Origin of the sequence: Enterococcus nangangensis, assembly GCF_005405245.1 — a bacterium.
Taxonomy (GTDB): domain Bacteria; phylum Bacillota; class Bacilli; order Lactobacillales; family Enterococcaceae; genus Enterococcus_J; species Enterococcus_J nangangensis.
On the sequence record NZ_BJDR01000005.1, the window covers coordinates 29,767 to 48,251 of the forward strand.

Sequence of the window (18,485 nt, forward strand, 5' to 3'; positions counted from 1 at the left end):
AAAATAAAGAAAGGAGGGCGTGCTATGGAAACCATTCGTGGAACGGCCGCTAAAGTGAAAATGTTAAAATTAAACCCGCACCCGTTGTTATACTGTCAAATTGACAGTGTTAATTGTCTCGTAGCCCGCGATGCCCTTAACTTTTTAGCTGAAGTTACCCCTGGCAGCACGGTGATTCTTGGGGGTGATTGGAACAAACGGCATCAGTTTATTGTCAAACGTTTTTGCGTCTTAGATAGTCAAGTCTATCAATATCATCTGAAAAACAAAACAGCTCTCCATTAAAAAAAATGCTCTGAAAAAAATAATTCAGCGCGTTTTTTTGTTTTTTATAATGTTTTCAACCAGGTTAGAAGTTCAGCTTGGGTTGTAGCGTCATCAACTTTAGAACCGTAGCAACTAAATTCCTTTAAGATGGGGTTATCAGGGAGCAAACTGGCTAATTCAGTTAGGGCAGTCCCAAAGCCACTTCCTTCATGGGTGCAAAAAGGAACAATTTCAACCTCGGCTAAAGATAACGCTTTTAAGCAGCCTACTACCGCGAGGGGTAAACTGCGATACCAATTGGGAAAACCTAAATAAAGACGCGTTACATCTTGTGGTAGTGTAAGGGGCAAAATTGCTGGGCAAGTTTGGTCCTCTTTTTCTTGCCGTGCTCGTTGTAAAGTCGCTTGATAAGCTTGAGGATAAGGCACTACTGTTTGAATCTCCAAGAGTAGTGCTTGCGTCTTTTGATGAATTTGTTGGGCAATTTTAGCGGTGTTTCCCACCGTAAGTTGGACTTGTTTTCCGCCGGCAAAAGCTTCACCAGCGTTGGAAAAATAAAGAATTACTTCCATCTTCAGATCCTTTCTAACTAAAAAGCGCAAAGATTAGTAAAGAACTCGCAACCAATCTTTACGCTACAATTTTTTAATTTGGTGGCAAAATACTATCCACTACTAGTTTTGTATAGTAAATAGCTCCTTCTTTATTAGCGTGAATACCATCATCATAAAACCAATCGTCATGGGCATTACTGGCACTATACCAGTCAATGACATGAACGTTACTGTATTTACTTGGTTGCGCCTTTAGTAAGTCGTTAATTTGATTTTGTGCTTTCACTGATGGCGCGCGCACTGTAATGACATAGACTTGCCGCGTTGAACCAATGACCGCCATTAATTCATCAAAGTGATCTTGCCGAAAAAGTCCGTTGGTTCCTAGAGACAAAATGACGGTCTCCTTCAACTGACCACTGTTAGCTAAGGCTTGCAATACTTCGGCACTATTATAAAGTTGGCGTCCCACTTCCCCATCTAAAAGCAAATTAGGAAAGACTTCCTTTAGGGGTTTCGCTGCCGCGAGAATTACCGAATCCCCTACTGCCGTCACAGGTAAGCTTTGCGCTTTTTCCGCCTGTTCCACTGTGATGCTGTAGGTTTGCGCTAAGGTAGCTAGTGGGCTATCAACCGGATTTGTCGTAGATGAGGTCGTGGTGGTTGTGGCTACGGTGGAATCACTAGTCCCTTCTACTGATGAGGAAGTTGTCGCTGTTGTACTGTTTGCTGTAGTGGAACTACTGGTATCACTACTTACTTCTTGCGCATTGAGACTCGCGTTTTCTTTTAAAATTTGTTCCAATTCTTCTTTTTGCGTATCAGCAGCGACTTTTGGTGGCATAGCTAAAACGATTGTCGCTCCCAAGACTAAAAGAGTATTTACGATTAATTGTATTTTACGTTGTTGCCGCGTCTTTTTACGCGCTAATAAGCCATCAATGAAGACGGTAACTATCAGAATCAACAACACTTCAATCAGGGCATGAAGATACAAATGATTGGCTAAATTTTTTACGCTGCTCTCGTAAAAAATCATTACCGGATATTGAACCAAGTACAGCGTGTAGCTGTGCTTACCAAGAAAACGCCAATAACGCGTATTGCCCCAGCGATTAAAATCACTGCCTGGATGCACCAACATCGCGATGTTCAGACAAGCTAGTAGGCTGAAAAACAGAAAGCCTCCGTGATATAAAGAGCTGTCGTGATCGTGGAACCACCAGAAGCTGGCGATTATTGCTAGTAAGCTAACGAGACCAAGGATGTCAATTAATTGGCGCGCAACAGGCTTTAATTGTTCTTTCAAACGGTGCTGTGGCCAAAGATAAGCCAAGACCATCCCTAAAAGCAAACCAAAAGCGCGGGTGTCGGTTCCGTAATAAACACGCGTAATATCTTGCGGATTGTAAAGGAGCCCCATCAATAAGGCGGAGATTCCCGTTAGACCTAATAAAATAGCAACGTGCTGCCCTTTTTTAGGAAAATATTTGTGTAAAATAAATAAGAGCAAAGGCAAAAGAAGATATAATTGGCCGATGACCCCAATGTACCATAAATGGGTAAATGGCGTTAGTCCGGCAAAATAAGAACTACCAGTAGCGATTTGCCACCAGTTATTCCCTAGTAAGAGGGTACTAAATACGCTGCCGGAAACCTTAGCTGAAGTATAAAGTTGCGGTGCAAAAAAAGTAAGATATAAAATGCTAAAAGCTAAAACCATCAGTAATGCAGGGTAAATCCCTTTGACTCGCTTCCAGAAGTAGCGGCGAAATTGAAAAGTTTGGGTGTCTTTGATTTCTTTTAAAAAGTGACTAGTTAAAAGATAGCCACTTAAGACTAAAAAGAGGACTACCCCAAGAAAGCCACCCGGCAGAGCATTAGGTAGTAAATGATAGCCTAAAACGCCCATAACGGCGATGCCGCGAAAAGCATCCAAACTAGTGAGATGTCTTGGCGGCGATGATGGTGTTGGAATCTTTTTCATAGCTAGGCGTCACTCTTTCTCTATTATTTGTTCCCAGTATAAAGGATTGGCAAACAAGAAGAAAGTTGGAATTATCTAAGGTTTTTATAAGTTTGCTTAAGTGCGACTTTCAGTAACAAAAAGGCATCTCCTCTTCCGAGGAAGACACCTTTTGTTTAGCTCTTTACTCTTAAGCGTTAAGGTAATTAAATAATCCCCCCACTGTTGCGTCGGGTAAGTCTACAGCGACGCCATCCACAGTGATTTCTTTTACTTTCAAATAATCTTGTAAATCAGGCACCTCTTTAAATTGCGCGGCAACAAAATCACTGGCTTTAGCATACTCAGCCCATTGAAAATTTTGGCCATCTTGACTATACGCGAATTTTAACATGATTGGTGTTCCTTTCCTCAAACTAGATTTTAAAAATTTTAGTAATGTGCCAGCTACCGGCTAAATCACCGCTAACTTCTTGATTAAAATACCCCATTTTTAAAGCTGCGGCAACTATTTGCCCTCGTAAAAGGACCATTAATTGTTGACTGACAGCTTGAGGAAAGGTGGCCGCGATTTTTTGCGCTGCTTGATTAAATCTCGCCTGCACATTCGTTAAACTTGTTGTTGTGGTAGGTTGGATGCTGGGGACAACCGTTGCTGTTAATTCCGGCGTTAAAAGACCAAAAAGGACTAGGGATTCCGTGAAAATATCGCGGCGGCCTTCCTTTAAGTTTTTCCCTTGCGCTCGAAAAATTTTAGGGAGCGCTTGATCTAGATAATAATCGACAGTGACGTCTCCAATTAACTGATAAATTTCTTGTAAGGTAGCGGTGGCTTGTGGGTTGCTAAAAAAATTGACGATGGTGGTTTGCGGTAAAGCATTTTGATAAGTCAGTACGCCGTAGCGACTTTCCAACACGGTTTGACTTACTTGGTCTTGCCGCCAACTGGCAATAACGTCCGCTGGTGCGGCTAGCGGTTCGGTAGGTTCAATTACCGGTAGACTAGCCCATAAAGCCTCTAACGTGGTCTTAGGAGGGATTTCAGCAATAATTTCTGCAACGATTGGTTCCAGATAAGTGTGAGCCACCAAATCTTGCGGCCAACTCGCTATTTGACTCGTGTAGCGGCGGTCTTGCCGCTTTACCCAGTTACGAGCTACTAATTCATCTAACGTTTGATCAAACTTCGGGACATGAGGAAACTGTTGTTTTAATTCCCGTAAAATGACTGCTGGATGTTGTAACAAGTAGGCGTGTAGTTCCGGAAAAAAGTTGCGAATATTTTTCGAGGTCCCTTGCGGCAAATAAAGCATTAGCGGCCCTCCCATTCCCGGTAAAACTCCTCTAGGAAACTCTCCATAAAGGCTTGGGGTTTTTCGGCTAACTTTTGACCACCAGCGGTACTCATAAGTCCGCTAATTTTCAATAGCTTGTCGTAAAAGTGTTGAATGATGGAGCTATTAGGTACGCCAACTTTTTTTTCGTCATAGATTGGTGTATTGCGGGTAGCGCCGTACATAAAGGTACGGGCGATACCAATGGCCCCAATGGCTTCTAGTAAATCGGCATCTTGGACAACTTTGACGATTAGAGAGACTGGATTATCAGGAAGCCGTTTACTAAAAGAAATTTGCCCGATACTAGTTATTAATTTTTCTTGTTCTTCACCGACAATATTCCACTTTGTTAATTGCGTAACCAGTTGCTGGTGGGCTAAATCGGCATCTGGAAAAAACTTTTTATCTAACATCTCATGTAAATAAGCTAGTAAACGTGCATCGTGTAATTCTGCTGGTGTTAAGCCTTCCAATTTACCAATTTTTTGACTATTGCTGACAACCCGCAAGATATGGGCGAGATCGTGGCCGGAGTTGTCGCTTGCAAAAAAACTGGCCACCCAAGCTTCTACTTCTTTAAAATCAATGGTCAAATAGACACCTCTTTTATTTGTTTAAAAAAGACCTGTAGCTCACGCCACAGGTACTTTTTTAATTTATTTTTTAGGCAAAAGCATTGGTTAGTGGTGGTACAACTTGTTTTTTCCGAGAAACAACCCCAGCAAGGTCTGCTTCTTGTTCCACTAACGTCACGCCAAAAGCAGCTTCTACTTTGTCTAAGTCACTACCTTCAACGATTAATAAAGAATTGCTGGTTAAAATATTAGTTACGACTAAGATAAACAAGTCATAGCCATTAGTAGCGTTGCTGTCCTTCATGGCAGCAAGTAATGCCTCTTTCCGTGCTTTGACTTCGTCTAAGTCTACCGTATTGACTTGAGCAATGCGGATATTTTTGCCCCCCATTGGGAAACTTTTCGCATCAAGGTCTAACAAGTCTGCTTCTGATTTAGCACTTAAGTTTGTCCCAGCTTTTAACATGTCTAAGCCGTACTCTTCTAAGTCGATGTCGGCATAAACTGCTAGACCGGTAGCTGCACTTTTGTCTTCTGGGGTGCAGGTTGGAGATTTAAACAAGAGGGTATCGGAAATAATGGCGGACACTAACATGCCGGCGATTTCTTTAGGAATCGTTACGCCGCCTTCTTTGAACATTTTAAATAAAATAGTCGACGTACAACCCACTGGTTCAGCGCGATAATATAGCGGATTAGCGGTTTGAAAGTTAGCAATCCGGTGGTGATCGACAACATGAGTTACCACAACATCTTCAATGTCGGCTACCGATTGTTGAAATTCATTGTGATCCACTAACATGACGGTTTCTACTTCTGTGCTGGCTTTTTCAATCACGCGTGGTGCGGCAACGCCAAAGTAATCTAAAGCAAACTGGGTTTCTTCACTAGGTGCGCCTAAAGCAACAGCCTCGGTGTCGTGGCCTAATTCGTTTTGTAAATAGCTGTACGCAATCGCTGCGCCAATCGCGTCAGTATCGGGATTTTGGTGACCAAAAATTAATGATTTTGACATGATTTCACTCCTTTATTTTCCTAATCTATCATAGCAAATTTTAGCGCGCTTTAAAAGAATTTCTCTAAAAAAAGAGAGGAAGCTATCAGCTAGCTTCCCTTCTTCAATATTGTTGCCTATTAGAAGACACGTGTCTTATAGCCTTGGTAATCAGTGGTGTGTAAGATTTTTTGAGCATTTAACACGCGTTCTTTAGTTGGTGGATCAATTCCTTCCAGTGGATAGTCAATCCCTAGTTGTTCCCATTTGTATTTACCCATCGTGTGGTAAGGCAAAATTTCTACTTTATCCACGTTATGCAAGGTCTTAATGAAAGCATCTAAGCGCACTAGAAATTCATCATAGTCGCTCCGTTCAGGCACCAAAACGTGACGAATCCAAACTGGTTTACCGGTATCGGATAAATATTTAGCCATTGCTAAGATATTTTCGTTGGTATGACCGGTTAAACGTTTGTGACCTTCTGCATCGATATGTTTAATATCAAACAACAAGAGGTCGGTATATTCCATTAACTCTTTAAATTTAGAAAAGAAGGGTTCTTCGTAAGTAAACGGTTGACCACACGTATCAATTGTTGTATTGACGCCCCGTGCTTTTGCTTTTTTAAACAGGTCAATCAGAAAGTCAATTTGTAATAAAGGCTCGCCACCAGAAACAGTTAAGCCACCTTTTTTACCCCAATAGCTTTTATACTTTAGGGCTTCGTCTAAAACATCATCTGCAGTCCGCAGTTTTGCTTTAGGATTTTTTAAACGCCAAGTGTCGGGATTGTGACAGAATTGACAACGCATTTGACAGCCTTGCATAAAGACGATAAAACGTACGCCAGGACCATCAACAGAACCGAAGCTTTCAATGGAATGGACATTCCCTAAAACTTCATTATTTTCATTGACAGGAACAGATTTAACTTGGGCAGACATGACATCTTTCCCCTTTCTGTACAGTGTAGCGTCAACTTTTTAAAGCTGCGCTTAACAGCAACTACATACATTTAAAAAAGAAGAAGCGGTGGGAACTGTTACGCCCCCATCCGCCTCTAGTTAGAACTTATTACATATGATCGTGGAAAGTACGGGAGATAACATCCAATTGTTGTTCACGAGTTAAGTCGATAAATTTAACGGCATAACCGGAAACCCGAATTGTGAAGTTAGCGTACTCTTCTTTTTCTGGATGTTCCATAGCGTCAACAAGTTTTTCTTTACCAAATACGTTCACGTTCAAATGGTGAGCGCCTTTGTCAAAGTAACCGTTCAAGACGTTTACTAAGTTTTCTACTTGTTCATCTTCGTCATGACCTAAAGCATCAGGATTAATACTTTGGGTATTAGAAATACCATCCAAAGCATATTCGTAAGGCAATTTAGTCAAGGAGTTCAAGGAAGCAAGTAAACCAGATTGTTCAGCACCGTAAGATGGGTTAGCCCCTGGAGCTAAAGGTTCGCCAGCGGCACGTCCATCAGGAAGAGCACCAGTAGCTTTACCATAAACAACGTTAGAAGTAATGGTCAGAATAGAAGTTGTAGGTTCGGAATCACGGTAAGTATGGTAGTGTTCCAATTTTTCTAAGAAGGTCTTCAACAACCAAACAGCGATTTCATCGGCACGTTCGTCATCGTTACCATATTTAGGGAAGTCCCCATCAATCTTGTAATCTACAACGATACCATTTTCGTCACGGACAGTAGAAACTTTAGCGTATTTAATAGCGGATAAAGAGTCAACTACGTGAGAGAAACCAGCGATACCAGTTGCAAAAGTACGTTTCAAGTTAGTATCCATCAAAGCAAGTTCAGCTGCTTCGTAGAAGTATTTATCATGCATGAAGTGAATAGCGTTCAATACGTTAACGTACATCCCAGCTAACCATTCCATCATGTCATCATAACGGGCCATAACTTCTTCAAAGTCTAGGACTTCAGAAGTGATTGGACGGTAAGAAGGTCCAACTTGAACTTTAGATTTTTCATCAACCCCACCGTTGATCGCATATAACAAAGCTTTAGCTAAGTTAGCACGAGCACCGAAGAATTGCATTTCTTTACCAGTTTGCGTAGCAGATACACAGCAACAAATTGCGTAGTCATCTAACCAGAATGGACGCATTGCATCGTCGTTTTCGTATTGGATAGAAGAAGTTTCTACAGAGATTTTAGCAGCATATTCTTTGAAGCCTTCTGGTAAACGAGAAGAATAAAGAACAGTCAAGTTTGGTTCTGGAGATGGTCCCATGTTTTGTAAAGTACGTAAGAAACGGAAGTCATTTTTAGTTGTTAAAGTACGTCCGTCAATCCCCATACCAGCGATAGATAAAGTAGCCCAAACAGGGTCACCTGAGAATAATTCGTTGTAAGAAGTAATCCGCGCAAATTTAACCATCCGTAATTTCATTACTAAGTGGTCGATTAATTCTTGAGCGCCTTCTTCAGTCAATGTTCCGTTTTCGATATCGCGTTGGATATAGCAATCTAAGAATGCGGAAATACGGCCGATAGACATTGCAGCACCGTTTTGTTCTTTAATGGCAGCCAAGTAACCGAAGTAAGTCCATTGAACTGCTTCTTGAGCGTTTTCAGCTGGGCGAGAAATATCAAAGCCGTAAGCTGCAGCCATTGTTTTCATGCGTTTTAAAGCATTGTATTGGTCAGTGATTTCTTCACGTAAACGAATATCTTCGTCAGTGAATTGACCGTGACCACAGTTTTCATGGTCGTTGAATTTTTGTTCCATTAAGTAGTCGATACCGTATAAAGCAACACGACGGTAATCCCCTACGATACGTCCGCGGCCGTAAGTATCAGGAAGACCTGTGATGATTTTGTTACGACGAGCAGCGCGAATTTCTGGAGTGTAAACATCAAAAACACCTTGGTTATGCGTTTTATGATATTTAGTAAAGACTTTGTGTAATTCTGGATTTGGTTTGTAGCCGTAGTTTTCTAAAGCTTCTTCAGCCATCCGGATACCACCATAAGGCATGAAAGCACGTTTTAAAGGTTTGTCAGTTTGGATACCAACAATCTTTTCTTCGTCTTTTAAGTCTTCAGCAATGTAACCAGCACCATATGCGTCAGCAGCAGATACGACGTCAGCTTCCATGTCCAAGACACCGCCATTAGCGCGTTCTTGTTTTTGTAATCCTTGGAGCGTTTTCCATAATTTGCTTGTTGCTGCAGTTGGTTCAGCTAAGAAGCTAGCATCGCCTTCATATGGAGTGTAGTTAGCTTGGATAAAATCACGCGTGTTGATTTCTGTTTTCCAAAGATGACCTTTGAAACCAGCCCAAGCGGGTTTGTCAACATTTGACATTTTTTCTAATTCTTTTGCAATTCCCATTAATGAGACCTCCTTAAAAGTATATGATCACTCATATGTAACAGGTTTACGAGTAAAGTATAACACAAAGGTAATGGATTGCAAGTGCAATTCCTCAAGTTTGTTGACTTTTTTTCAAATATTTCCTTGAGAATCGTTAAATCCCTTGGTATATAAAGGATTGTCTCTTGTGAAGTTAATTTTATACCAAGTGTTTTTATGAAAAAATTAAGGAAATCTGTGTTATTTTTCCACCTCCCTGTATTAAAACAGCTAGTGAAAACTGTCAAAGATATACAACAGTGGAAACCGTTTCCACTCTATGGTCCTAAAATGCATTAAACCGCCCTTTTCCATAAAAGAAGAGCTAGTTTCTCACCAAAATATGACGAGAAACTAGCTCATTCTCAATTAGAATTTATAACTGAGAATCCGAATCTTTTGTGTTTTCTTTGAGGATGGCTGGCGTTAAAACACTCATCACCGGGCCAACTTGTTTCTCATCCAGTAAGAAACTCCCGTTACTAGTGCGTTCGCTGAAGGTTAGGTCCTCTGGTGTAAAGGTAACTTCTTGCCCTTTACCACTAATGATTGTGAAAACTTGATCATTATTTTGTACCGAATCAAAGAACACAACACGATGCGGATTTTTCTTTAATTCTTTTAAGACCATTAAGCCTCGTTTGGCGCGACTCAAGGGATCAATAATCTGCCCTAAGAATTTTTTGGTAGCGCCTCGTTGTGTCACCATGACTACTGGTGTATCCCCTTGCGCTTCCAACAAGATGCCATTGACGACATAATCTTCAGGTTTCAAGTTGATGGATTTCACACCACTAGCTTTCGCCCCGACTACGGGGACTTCGGCCAATGGATAACGCAGTGCAAAACCGCGATAAGTAACCAGTAAAACATCCAATTCTTCCTCTGTAGTGAGAAAAATAATATTTTGCAAAATGTCATTGTCTTTTAGCTTGATTCCTTGGGTGCTTTTTGTCTTATAAGTCCGCCATGGTGCAAACTCTTTTAATTCCGTTTGCTTAATGAGACCATTTTTAGTAATGAAGACCAGACGCTGTTGGGCCAACTGATGATAGCCCACCACTTGCAAGATTTCTTCATCCAGACTTAAGCCGTTAATGGTTTGCGAAATATGTTCTCCTAGGTCTTTCCATTTTAAATCAGGCAAATCATAAACTGGTCGGTAGATGACATTACCATGGGTCGTAAAGAGTAACAGATGATCGAGGGTGTTTAACTCTTGGGCAAAGAGCAAGCGATCCCCTTCCTTTAATCCTACTTCATTGAAGTTAGACGCTGCCACCGAGCGTAGGGAAGTTCGTTTGAGATAACCTTCATGGGAGACGGTCACCATCACATCTTCTGAGGCCACTAAAATTTCTGTTTCAATTTTGATTTCTTCAATTTCGTTTTGAATCACGGTTAAGCGTGGCGTAGCGTATGTTTTCCGAATTTGCCGCAATTCTTTTTTCAGTAAGTGATCCAACTCGCTAGGATTTTCAATAATTAATTGTAGCTTACTAATCTCTTCTTGCAGCTCGTGATCTTCTTTTTGTAAAAGCGTAATGTCGGTGTTGGTCAAACGATAAAGCATCATGGTGACGATGGCTTCGGCTTGCTCTTCACTAAATTGAAATTCTTGAATTAAATTTAATTTAGCATCTTTTTTATCTTTACTGCCGCGAATAATTTGGATGACTTCATCGAGAATCGAAAGAGCCTTCATTAAACCTGCCACGATATGTTGCCGTTTTTGCGCTTTAGACAACTCAAAGATACTCCGCCGTTTAATGACGTCGCGACGGTGGGTCAAATAGCTTTGTAGAATTTTTTTCAAGCCTACTTGCCGGGGTGCTTTTTCGTCAATAGCCACCATATTGAAGTTGTAATTAATTTGTAAGTCGGTATTTTTCAAGAGGTAATTTAAAATACCCTCACTATTAGCTTCTTTTTTCAGTTCTACCACGATGCGCAACCCTGTCCGGTCGGATTCGTCCCGCACTTCAGCAATCCCGTCAATTTTTTTATTCAAACGAATTTCATCCATTCGTTTCACTAGCACTGCTTTATTGACTTCATAAGGAATTTCAGTAATGACGATTTGCTGTTTGGCCCCTTTAATGGACTCAATGGCTGTTTGCGAGCGCAAAATTGCTTTACCGCGGCCCGTTTCATAGGCGTGACGTAATTCATTTTTACCTTGTAAAATGCCGCCGGTAGGAAAATCAGGTCCCGGAATAAATTCCATCAATTTTTCTAGGCTCGCTGTAGGATGATCTACTAAATAAATCGCCCCGTCAATCACTTCGCCTAAGTTATGGGTGGGAATTTCCGTAGCGTAACCGGCAGAAATTCCAGTAGAACCGTTGACTAACAAGTTAGGAAATGCCGCCGGTAAAACTGTAGGTTCTTTTTCTGAATCGTCAAAGTTCCAGACTAAATCGACGGTTTCTTTATCGATATCGGCTAATAATTCTGTCGAAAGTTTGGAAAGGCGCGCTTCCGTGTAACGCATCGCTGCAGGAGGATCCCCATCCATGGAACCGTTATTACCGTGCATTTCAATCAAAACTTCCCGCAACTTCCAATTTTGGCTCATGCGCACCATGGCTTCATAAATACTGGAGTCCCCATGGGGATGGTAATTCCCCATGATATTCCCCACTGATTTCGCTGATTTTCTAAAAGGTTTGTCAAAAGTATTGCCATCTTGGTGCATGGCAAATAAAATGCGCCGTTGCACTGGTTTTAAACCGTCACGAATGTCAGGTAAGGCGCGCTCTTGAATGATGTACTTGGAGTAGCGGCCAAAGCGATCTCCCATGACATCTTCTAAGTTTAAATCTTTAATGTCGTTGGCACGTTTCATCGGCTACTCCTCCTCTAAATCAAATAATGAAAATGTTTCAAAATTATCCACGTCTTCTTCGCTGAAAGTTGGCGTGGCGGCTGGTGCTTTTGTTGTTGGTGTCTCCGTTATTGCTGAAGTGACTTCTTCAGATGATGTCGCCGTTTCAACGGGTACTTCAGGATCATCTTGATAAGCTAATTCTTCTTGATTTTCTAAAATCGAACCTTCTTCTTCCAAGGTGAAAGCCACGTGACTTTCAATCCATTTCCGCCGAGGTTCTACTTTGTCCCCCATTAATGTCGCTACCCGTCGTTCTGCTTTGGCAGCATCATCAATCCGTACGCGGATTAAAGTCCGACTTTCAGGATTCATGGTAGTTTCCCAAAGTTGTTCAGCGTTCATTTCTCCTAGCCCTTTGTATCGTTGCAATTGGTATCCTTTACCAAAACGTTGAGTAATGTCACCTAATTCGTCTTCTGTCCAGGCGTATTCGATTTGGGCTTTGGCGCCGACCCCTTTTTGCACTTTGTAAAGGGGTGCTAAGGCGATATAGACTTTCCCCGCTTCAATTAACGGTTTCATATACCGATAAAAGAAGGTTAACAATAAGACTTGAATGTGGGCGCCATCGGTATCGGCATCCGTCATGATAATGACTTTGTCGTAATTGGCATCGTCAACGGTGAACTCTGGACCAACGCCTGCGCCAATCGTATAAATCATCGTATTGATTTCTTCATTTTTTAAAATATCTTGGAGTTTGGCCTTTTCCGTGTTAATGACTTTCCCCCGCAAAGGCAAAATCGCTTGGAACTTGCGATCACGTCCTTGCTTTGCTGAGCCGCCAGCGGAATCCCCTTCCACTAAGAAAAGTTCATTGCGCTTAGGGTTTTTAGACTGCGCCGGTGTGAGCTTACCTGAAAGGAGGGATTCCCCTTTCTTTTTCTTTTTCCCCGTCCGGCTTTCTTCCCGTGCTTTGCGGGCAGCTTCTCTTGCTTCCCGCGCTTTTAAAGCTTTCTTCACTAAAAGTTGAGCCACATCGCCATTTTCTTGCAGGTAAAAAGAAAGTTGTTCCCCCACGACGCCATCCACGATGCTTCGGGCAATGGGCGTTCCTAATTTTTCTTTTGTTTGACCTTCAAATTGTAAAAGATGCTCCGGCACACGCACGGATAAGACAGCGGTTAAACCTTCCCTAAAATCGGAACCTTCTAAGTTTTTATCTTTTTCCTTTAAGAGTCCTGCTTTTCTGGCGTACTCATTAAACGCTTTAGTTAAAGACGTTTTCATGCCGACTTCATGGGTTCCCCCATCTTTAGTACGAACGTTATTGACGAAACTCAAGACCGTTTCCGAATAGCCATCGTTATACTCTAACGCACACTCGACTTCCATACCTTCTTTTTCCCCGTCAAAATAAATCACCGGCGTTAAGGCGTCTTTTTCTTCGTTCAAGTAGCTCACGAACTCTTTGATGCCTTCTTCGTATTGGAAGATATCTTCTTTAGGTTCTTCGCCACGTAAATCTTTAAGAGTAATTTTGACGCCTTTTAATAAGAAGGCGGATTCTCGCAAGCGTTCTTCTAAGGTTTCATAAGAAAAACGAATCGTGGAAAAAATAGTTTTATCCGGCATGAAACGTACTTCCGTACCGTTGCGCTCTTTGGTCTTACCTATTTTTTTCAACGTGCCGTGGGGTTTGCCACCATCGACAAATTTTTCTTCGTATAAGACGCCCTCACGGACGATTCGCACGGTTAACCAAGTAGAAAGAGCGTTCACGACACTAGCCCCTACACCGTGTAAGCCACCAGAAGTCTTATAGCCGCCTTGACCAAATTTCCCGCCGGCGTGTAAGACCGTAAAAATAACTTCTACGGTGGGAATACCTGAAGCGTGCATCCCTACTGGCATTCCGCGCCCGTAGTCTTTCACCCCTAAGGAACCATCAGAATAAAGGACAACATCTATTTCATTGCCGTAACCGGATAAAGCTTCATCGACAGCATTATCCACGATTTCATATACTAAATGGTGTAAGCCCCGATGGTCGGTGGAACCGATATACATTCCGGGACGCTTACGGACAGCTTCCAGCCCTTCAAGGACTTGAATGCTGTCGTCATTATATTCTTGTTTTTTAGCTACCACAGTCATTTCTCCTTTTTACATTTCCTTATGTACAATACCGATTTTACGCCCATCTGTCAAACGTCCCCTAAAAAAACTTGTTAAAATTTCCCCATATGGTACACTTAAATTCGGATTCATTTCATCGTTAAAAATCGAGGTTGAGGTATTTATGAAAATTATTTTATTGTTTGTGGTGGCCTATTTACTAGGCTCCATTCCTTCCGGCGTTTGGATTGGCAAAGTCTTTTTCCAAAAGGACATTCGCGACTACGGCTCTGGGAACACGGGAACCACCAATACGTTCCGGGTTTTAGGTAAAAAAGCAGGCTTTACAGTGTTTGTGATGGACGTTTTAAAAGGGACATGTGCCACGGTCTTACCGTTAATCTTTGGGGTAGACATCAATCCTTTGTGGTTTGGGATTGCCGCAATTTTAGGACATACTTTCCCCATTTTTGCTAACTTTAAAGGGGGCAAAGCTGTGGCTACTTCAGCGGGCATGCTCTTAGGGTATCATCCGCTCTTCTTCTTGTATTCAGCCGCCATCTTTTTAATCATTTTGTATCTAAGTTCAATGGTGAGCGTCGCTTCCATGGTGGGGGCAATTTTAATTACTATCTCCACCATCATTTTACCTTTAGTTTTACCTGCGATTTTACCACAGCAAGATTGGCTGTTAACGGCGATTGCTTTTGCCGTCAGTGTTTTTATTATTTTCCGACATCGTGAAAATATTCAACGGATAAAAAAGGGCACCGAAAGCCGCGTCTCCTTTGGTTTACATCCGCAGAAAAAAGATAAATAAACACAAAGTAAAAAGTGATTTCTCGCCAAAAGAGAAATCACAAGTCTAAATATATGGAACCTCCATGGAAAACTTAGCCGTTTTTTCGTGGACGTTCTTTTTTTTAATAAAAGGAAGTTCATTTTTTCGTAGACGAATTGAACTTATCCGCGAAACGCTTTTCCCCTAAGGCTTTTAATAATTCTTGATTTTCATATAAATTTTGTCCTAGTTTTAACCAACCTGCTGCGAATCTTTTAAATTTGCTACAGGGAAAAGTCGGACATTCATAGCAAAAGTGATACCTTTTTTCTCGATACAACATTGATAGATGCCACATCTTCTTATTTCACAGTGCCCTGCTGCGCCTAGGCATTTATTGTTAGTTCGCGTATAGATAGGACAATTACCACAAAAAATACCGCAGCAAGGAGTACGACCTAGGTAATAGTGGGGCTTGGCTTCATCTTGTTTCATAGTCAGGCTCCTTTACTTCTAAACGTTAGAAATAACTTAAGGGAAGCCAAGCTCCCTTAAGTGTTGTCTTCTTACAAGATGCCAATAGTAAAGGAGCGCTGAAAATCTTTTTCCGGCTCCAAAATATTATTGCCAAATTTTTCGGAAAAATCGCCACTGGCATCTAAGGTGTCGGCGATACCACACCATGGTTCGATGCAGACAAAAGGCATTTTTTCTGGATTGGCGGTCCAAAAGCCAGTGAAAGGAAAACCTTCAAAGGCGACCTCCACCCCTAAATGGGTCTTTGGATTCACTAAAGTAAATGCTGTTTTTTCTGGTGTAGCCAAAATCAGCGTGTCTTCGGCAAAAAGTTCGCTAGCTAAGGAAACAGGTTGTGTAAAGTCAAAAGTTCTTGCTTGCTCTAAGTCCAGATAAGGAGCAACTAAAGCTAATTGTTGGTACGTTTCTTGCGGTTTGGCCGTCAGTTGATAGTCCCGAAAGGTTTCCCCAGCTTTTAAAGGTACCCGAAACGCTGGATGTGCGCCTAAACCAAAGACTAACGCTTGTTTTTTGCTGGGATTTACGACCTCATAAGTAACGGTTAATTGGGCTGCCAACAATTGATAACGAATCCGCAAAACAAACGCAAAAGGATAAACAGCCAAAGTTTCCGGTGAACTAGTTAACTGGAACACAACATGGTGGGCACTTTTTTCCACGACAGTAAATTCTTTGTCGCGGGCAAAGCCATGCTGTCCCAAAGAGTATTCTTTTCCTTGATAGGTGTAGGTATCGTCTTTTAAACGACCCACCACAGGGAATAACACTGGTGCGTGGCGCCCCCAGTATTGGGAATCCCCTGACCAGAGATATTCCAATTGATGGCTCAAGCTATAAAGACTAATCAGTTCCGCGCCTTTTTCTTGGAACTGCGCTTTAATAAACGCATTCTCTAAAGTTATCATTAGGGCACACTCCTTAAGATTGTTGGGCTAACTCGTTAAAGAAACGTTCATTTAAAACTTTTAAGTAGGTGCCCTTCATCCCTAAAGAACGAGATTCAATGACGCCAGCTGATTCTAATTTCCGCAACGCATTGACAATAACCGAACGGGTAATCCCGATTTCATCGGCAATGGAAGAAGCCGTCAAGCGTCCTTCTTTATCCCCTAACGCGGCAAAAATCGCTTTAACAGCTTTCATTTCGCTGTAAGAAAGGGTGGAAAGTGCCATTTGGACTTGCGTCGTGGAACGAATTTCAGCTTCCATTGTACGCGATTGTTGATACAAAACTTGCATCCCAATTACGGAAGCCGTATATTCTGCTAAGACTAAATCTTCATCTTGGAACCGTTCTTGCATCCGAGAAAAAATTACCGTTCCCAACCGTTTGCCCGCCCCATAAATCGGGACAATCGTCGTGACCCCAAATGGATAATTAGCCCGTGCTTCAACGGGAAAAGCAGTCAAATCGCTAGTGATGGGCACATTTTCACTCGTTTCGGTTAAACGGTCCATGGCTGCGGTGTATTCTTTAGGAAATTGTTTTTCCTCAAACATATTTTTGATACGTTGATTGTTGACATCGTGCTTTTCGTTTAAACCAATGAGGATTCCTTGTTCATCAATGATGTAGCAATTGGAATCTAGTAAATCCCCCGAGACCATCGCCATTCGGTCATAAGGTAAAGCCCCATTTTGTTCTACATCAAAAGCGTTGTTTTTTTGTAACAAGTTATTCATTTGACGCATTTTCTCTAATAAAGTCACTGACTTCTCCTCCAATTCTTTTTTATAAAATATAACGGCTTAAATCGCGATCTTCCGCAATTGAGCCAATTTTTTCTACTACATAAGCTTCGGTAATTAAAATCTCTCCCATATCCAACCCAGAAGCTTCAAACAGTAACTCTTCCAACAATTTTTCTAAAATTGTATGGAGACGCCGCGCCCCGATGTTATCAGTTTCGGTATTGACGGCAAAAGCAATCTCAGCCATTTTAGCGATGGCTTCTTGCGTGAATTTCACTTTGACATTTTCCGTGGCCAGTAAGGCTGTATATTGGCGAATCAAAGAATTTTTTGGTTCCGTTAAGATCCGAACGAAATCTTCTTTGGTTAAATCGTTAAGCTCAACACGAATCGGAAAACGTCCTTGTAATTCAGGAATCAAGTCCGCAGGTTTTGAAACGTGGAAAGCACCAGAAGCAATAAACAAGACGTGATCAGTATCGATGGATCCATATTTCGTTTGCACGGTGGAACCTTCAACAATTGGTAAAATATCCCGTTGTACTCCTTCCCGCGAGACGCCGGCGGATTGTTGCTGGGACTTAGAGGTAATTTTATCAATTTCATCAATAAAGATGATGCCGTTATTGGCAGCTAACTTAATGGCTTGCGAGTGAATGTCCCCGAGGTTTACTAATTTTTCTTGTTCTTCTTGAATTAAAACTTCCCGTGCTTCTTTAACGCTGACGGTGCGTTTGATTTTTTTTGGCGGATTTAAAGCCGATAAAGTATCGCCTAAATCAATCCCCATTTGTTCTAAACCGTTATTCATCATGGGCATCTTGGGTTTAACTTCTTGGACTTCCACGGTAACTTCACGATTTTCCAACAAACCTTTAGCTAGTTGGTCCGCAACGGTTTGACGATTGGTTTTAATTGTGTCGTTGACTTCTTCTTTTTCTTCTTGGGGGGCTTGCATTTGATTAAACATGTTCATCATGTTTTCGTAGGGATTGCTGCCTTGCCGTTTTTCTTTTTTAATTCCGGGCACCAACACTTTTACTAGGCGGTCGTTGGCATTGCGGTAAGCTTTAGCGTAGACCTCAGAGTATTTTTGTTCTTTGACGATTTGAATGGCATTTTCCACCAGATCCCGCACCATGGATTCTACATCACGCCCTACATAGCCTACTTCTGTAAATTTCGTCGCTTCCACCTTAACAAAAGGTGCTTTCACAATGGTGGCTAAACGGCGAGCAATTTCTGTTTTCCCTACCCCAGTAGGTCCAATCATTAAAATATTTTTCGGCGTCACTTCTTTTTGCATTTCTTCGTCTAATTGCAAACGACGATAGCGATTTCTAAGAGCGATGGCTACTGCCCGTTTGGCAGCCCCCTGCCCGACGATGTAGTGATCTAAATCCGCAACGATTTCCCGTGGTGTTTTGTTTATTTCAGACATAGTAACTCC

Annotated in this window: 16 protein-coding genes; 2 read left to right on the forward strand and 14 right to left on the reverse strand. The window is 41.8% G+C overall.

Annotated elements, in window-relative coordinates; genetic code table 11:
- Window positions 1-24 precede the first annotated feature (24 nt).
- Window positions 25-285 carry a hypothetical protein gene (locus tag FFM57_RS02970; RefSeq protein ID WP_137599029.1) on the forward strand — a complete coding sequence of 87 codons (261 nt, stop codon included), beginning with the start codon at window positions 25-27 and terminating at the stop codon, window positions 283-285.
- A 44-nt stretch (window positions 286-329) separates the two neighbouring features.
- On the opposite strand, the gene FFM57_RS02975 is transcribed toward FFM57_RS02970, so the two are convergent.
- The 10 genes from FFM57_RS02975 to parE all read right to left on the reverse strand — a co-directional run bounded on the left by FFM57_RS02975 (window position 330) and on the right by parE (window position 14,058).
- Complete coding sequence (locus tag FFM57_RS02975) at window positions 330-839, reverse strand: flavodoxin (RefSeq protein ID WP_137599030.1); 510 nt, start codon at window positions 837-839, stop codon at window positions 330-332.
- Between the two features lie 73 nt (window positions 840-912).
- Window positions 913-2,808, reverse strand: coding sequence for an acyltransferase family protein (locus FFM57_RS02980; RefSeq protein ID WP_137599031.1), 1,896 nt, complete (start codon window positions 2,806-2,808; stop codon window positions 913-915).
- A 169-nt stretch (window positions 2,809-2,977) separates the two neighbouring features.
- Window positions 2,978-3,181 carry a DUF4649 family protein gene (locus FFM57_RS02985; protein ID WP_137599032.1) on the reverse strand — a complete coding sequence of 68 codons (204 nt, stop codon included), beginning with the start codon at window positions 3,179-3,181 and terminating at the stop codon, window positions 2,978-2,980.
- Between the two features lie 22 nt (window positions 3,182-3,203).
- Window positions 3,204-4,115, reverse strand: a complete 912-nt coding sequence (locus FFM57_RS02990; protein WP_137599033.1) for a DUF1803 domain-containing protein — start codon at window positions 4,113-4,115, stop codon at window positions 3,204-3,206.
- Entirely contained in the window at window positions 4,100-4,717 is a 618-nt protein-coding gene (locus tag FFM57_RS02995) for an HD domain-containing protein (protein WP_137599034.1), read from the reverse strand. Before FFM57_RS02995 ends, FFM57_RS02990 begins: the two co-directional genes overlap by 16 nt.
- Before the next feature lie 70 nt (window positions 4,718-4,787).
- The gene (locus FFM57_RS03000) at window positions 4,788-5,714 is read right to left on the reverse strand and encodes a manganese-dependent inorganic pyrophosphatase (protein ID WP_137599035.1); all 927 of its coding nucleotides are present in this window, start codon (window positions 5,712-5,714) and stop codon (window positions 4,788-4,790) included.
- 119 nt (window positions 5,715-5,833) lie between these two features.
- Window positions 5,834-6,640, reverse strand: coding sequence for a pyruvate formate-lyase-activating protein (pflA, locus tag FFM57_RS03005; RefSeq protein ID WP_137599036.1), 807 nt, complete (start codon window positions 6,638-6,640; stop codon window positions 5,834-5,836).
- Window positions 6,641-6,770: 130 nt separating this feature from the next.
- Window positions 6,771-9,056, reverse strand: a complete 2,286-nt coding sequence (gene pflB, locus FFM57_RS03010; RefSeq protein WP_137599037.1) for a formate C-acetyltransferase — start codon at window positions 9,054-9,056, stop codon at window positions 6,771-6,773.
- 397 nt (window positions 9,057-9,453) lie between these two features.
- Window positions 9,454-11,925 carry a DNA topoisomerase IV subunit A gene (parC, locus tag FFM57_RS03015; protein WP_137599038.1) on the reverse strand — a complete coding sequence of 824 codons (2,472 nt, stop codon included), beginning with the start codon at window positions 11,923-11,925 and terminating at the stop codon, window positions 9,454-9,456.
- A 3-nt stretch (window positions 11,926-11,928) separates the two neighbouring features.
- Window positions 11,929-14,058, reverse strand: coding sequence for a DNA topoisomerase IV subunit B (parE, locus tag FFM57_RS03020; RefSeq protein WP_246023367.1), 2,130 nt, complete (start codon window positions 14,056-14,058; stop codon window positions 11,929-11,931).
- Between the two features lie 151 nt (window positions 14,059-14,209).
- On the opposite strand from parE, the gene plsY reads away from it, so the two are divergent.
- Complete coding sequence (plsY, locus tag FFM57_RS03025) at window positions 14,210-14,845, forward strand: glycerol-3-phosphate 1-O-acyltransferase PlsY (protein WP_137599040.1); 636 nt, start codon at window positions 14,210-14,212, stop codon at window positions 14,843-14,845.
- 213 nt (window positions 14,846-15,058) lie between these two features.
- Here plsY and FFM57_RS03030 read toward each other — a convergent pair whose 3' ends face one another.
- The 4 genes from FFM57_RS03030 to hslU all read right to left on the reverse strand — a co-directional run bounded on the left by FFM57_RS03030 (window position 15,059) and on the right by hslU (window position 18,476).
- Window positions 15,059-15,301 (reverse strand): hypothetical protein, encoded by a 243-nt coding sequence (locus FFM57_RS03030; protein ID WP_212741484.1) that lies wholly within the window; start codon window positions 15,299-15,301, stop codon window positions 15,059-15,061.
- 71 nt (window positions 15,302-15,372) lie between these two features.
- Window positions 15,373-16,248, reverse strand: coding sequence for an aldose 1-epimerase family protein (locus FFM57_RS03035; protein WP_137599041.1), 876 nt, complete (start codon window positions 16,246-16,248; stop codon window positions 15,373-15,375).
- Window positions 16,249-16,261: 13 nt separating this feature from the next.
- Window positions 16,262-17,053: a GTP-sensing pleiotropic transcriptional regulator CodY gene (gene codY / locus FFM57_RS03040; RefSeq protein ID WP_137599042.1), complete on the reverse strand. Its 792-nt coding sequence runs from the start codon at window positions 17,051-17,053 to the stop codon at window positions 16,262-16,264.
- Window positions 17,054-17,075: 22 nt separating this feature from the next.
- Window positions 17,076-18,476 (reverse strand): ATP-dependent protease ATPase subunit HslU, encoded by a 1,401-nt coding sequence (gene hslU / locus FFM57_RS03045; RefSeq protein ID WP_137599043.1) that lies wholly within the window; start codon window positions 18,474-18,476, stop codon window positions 17,076-17,078.
- Window positions 18,477-18,485 lie beyond the last annotated feature (9 nt).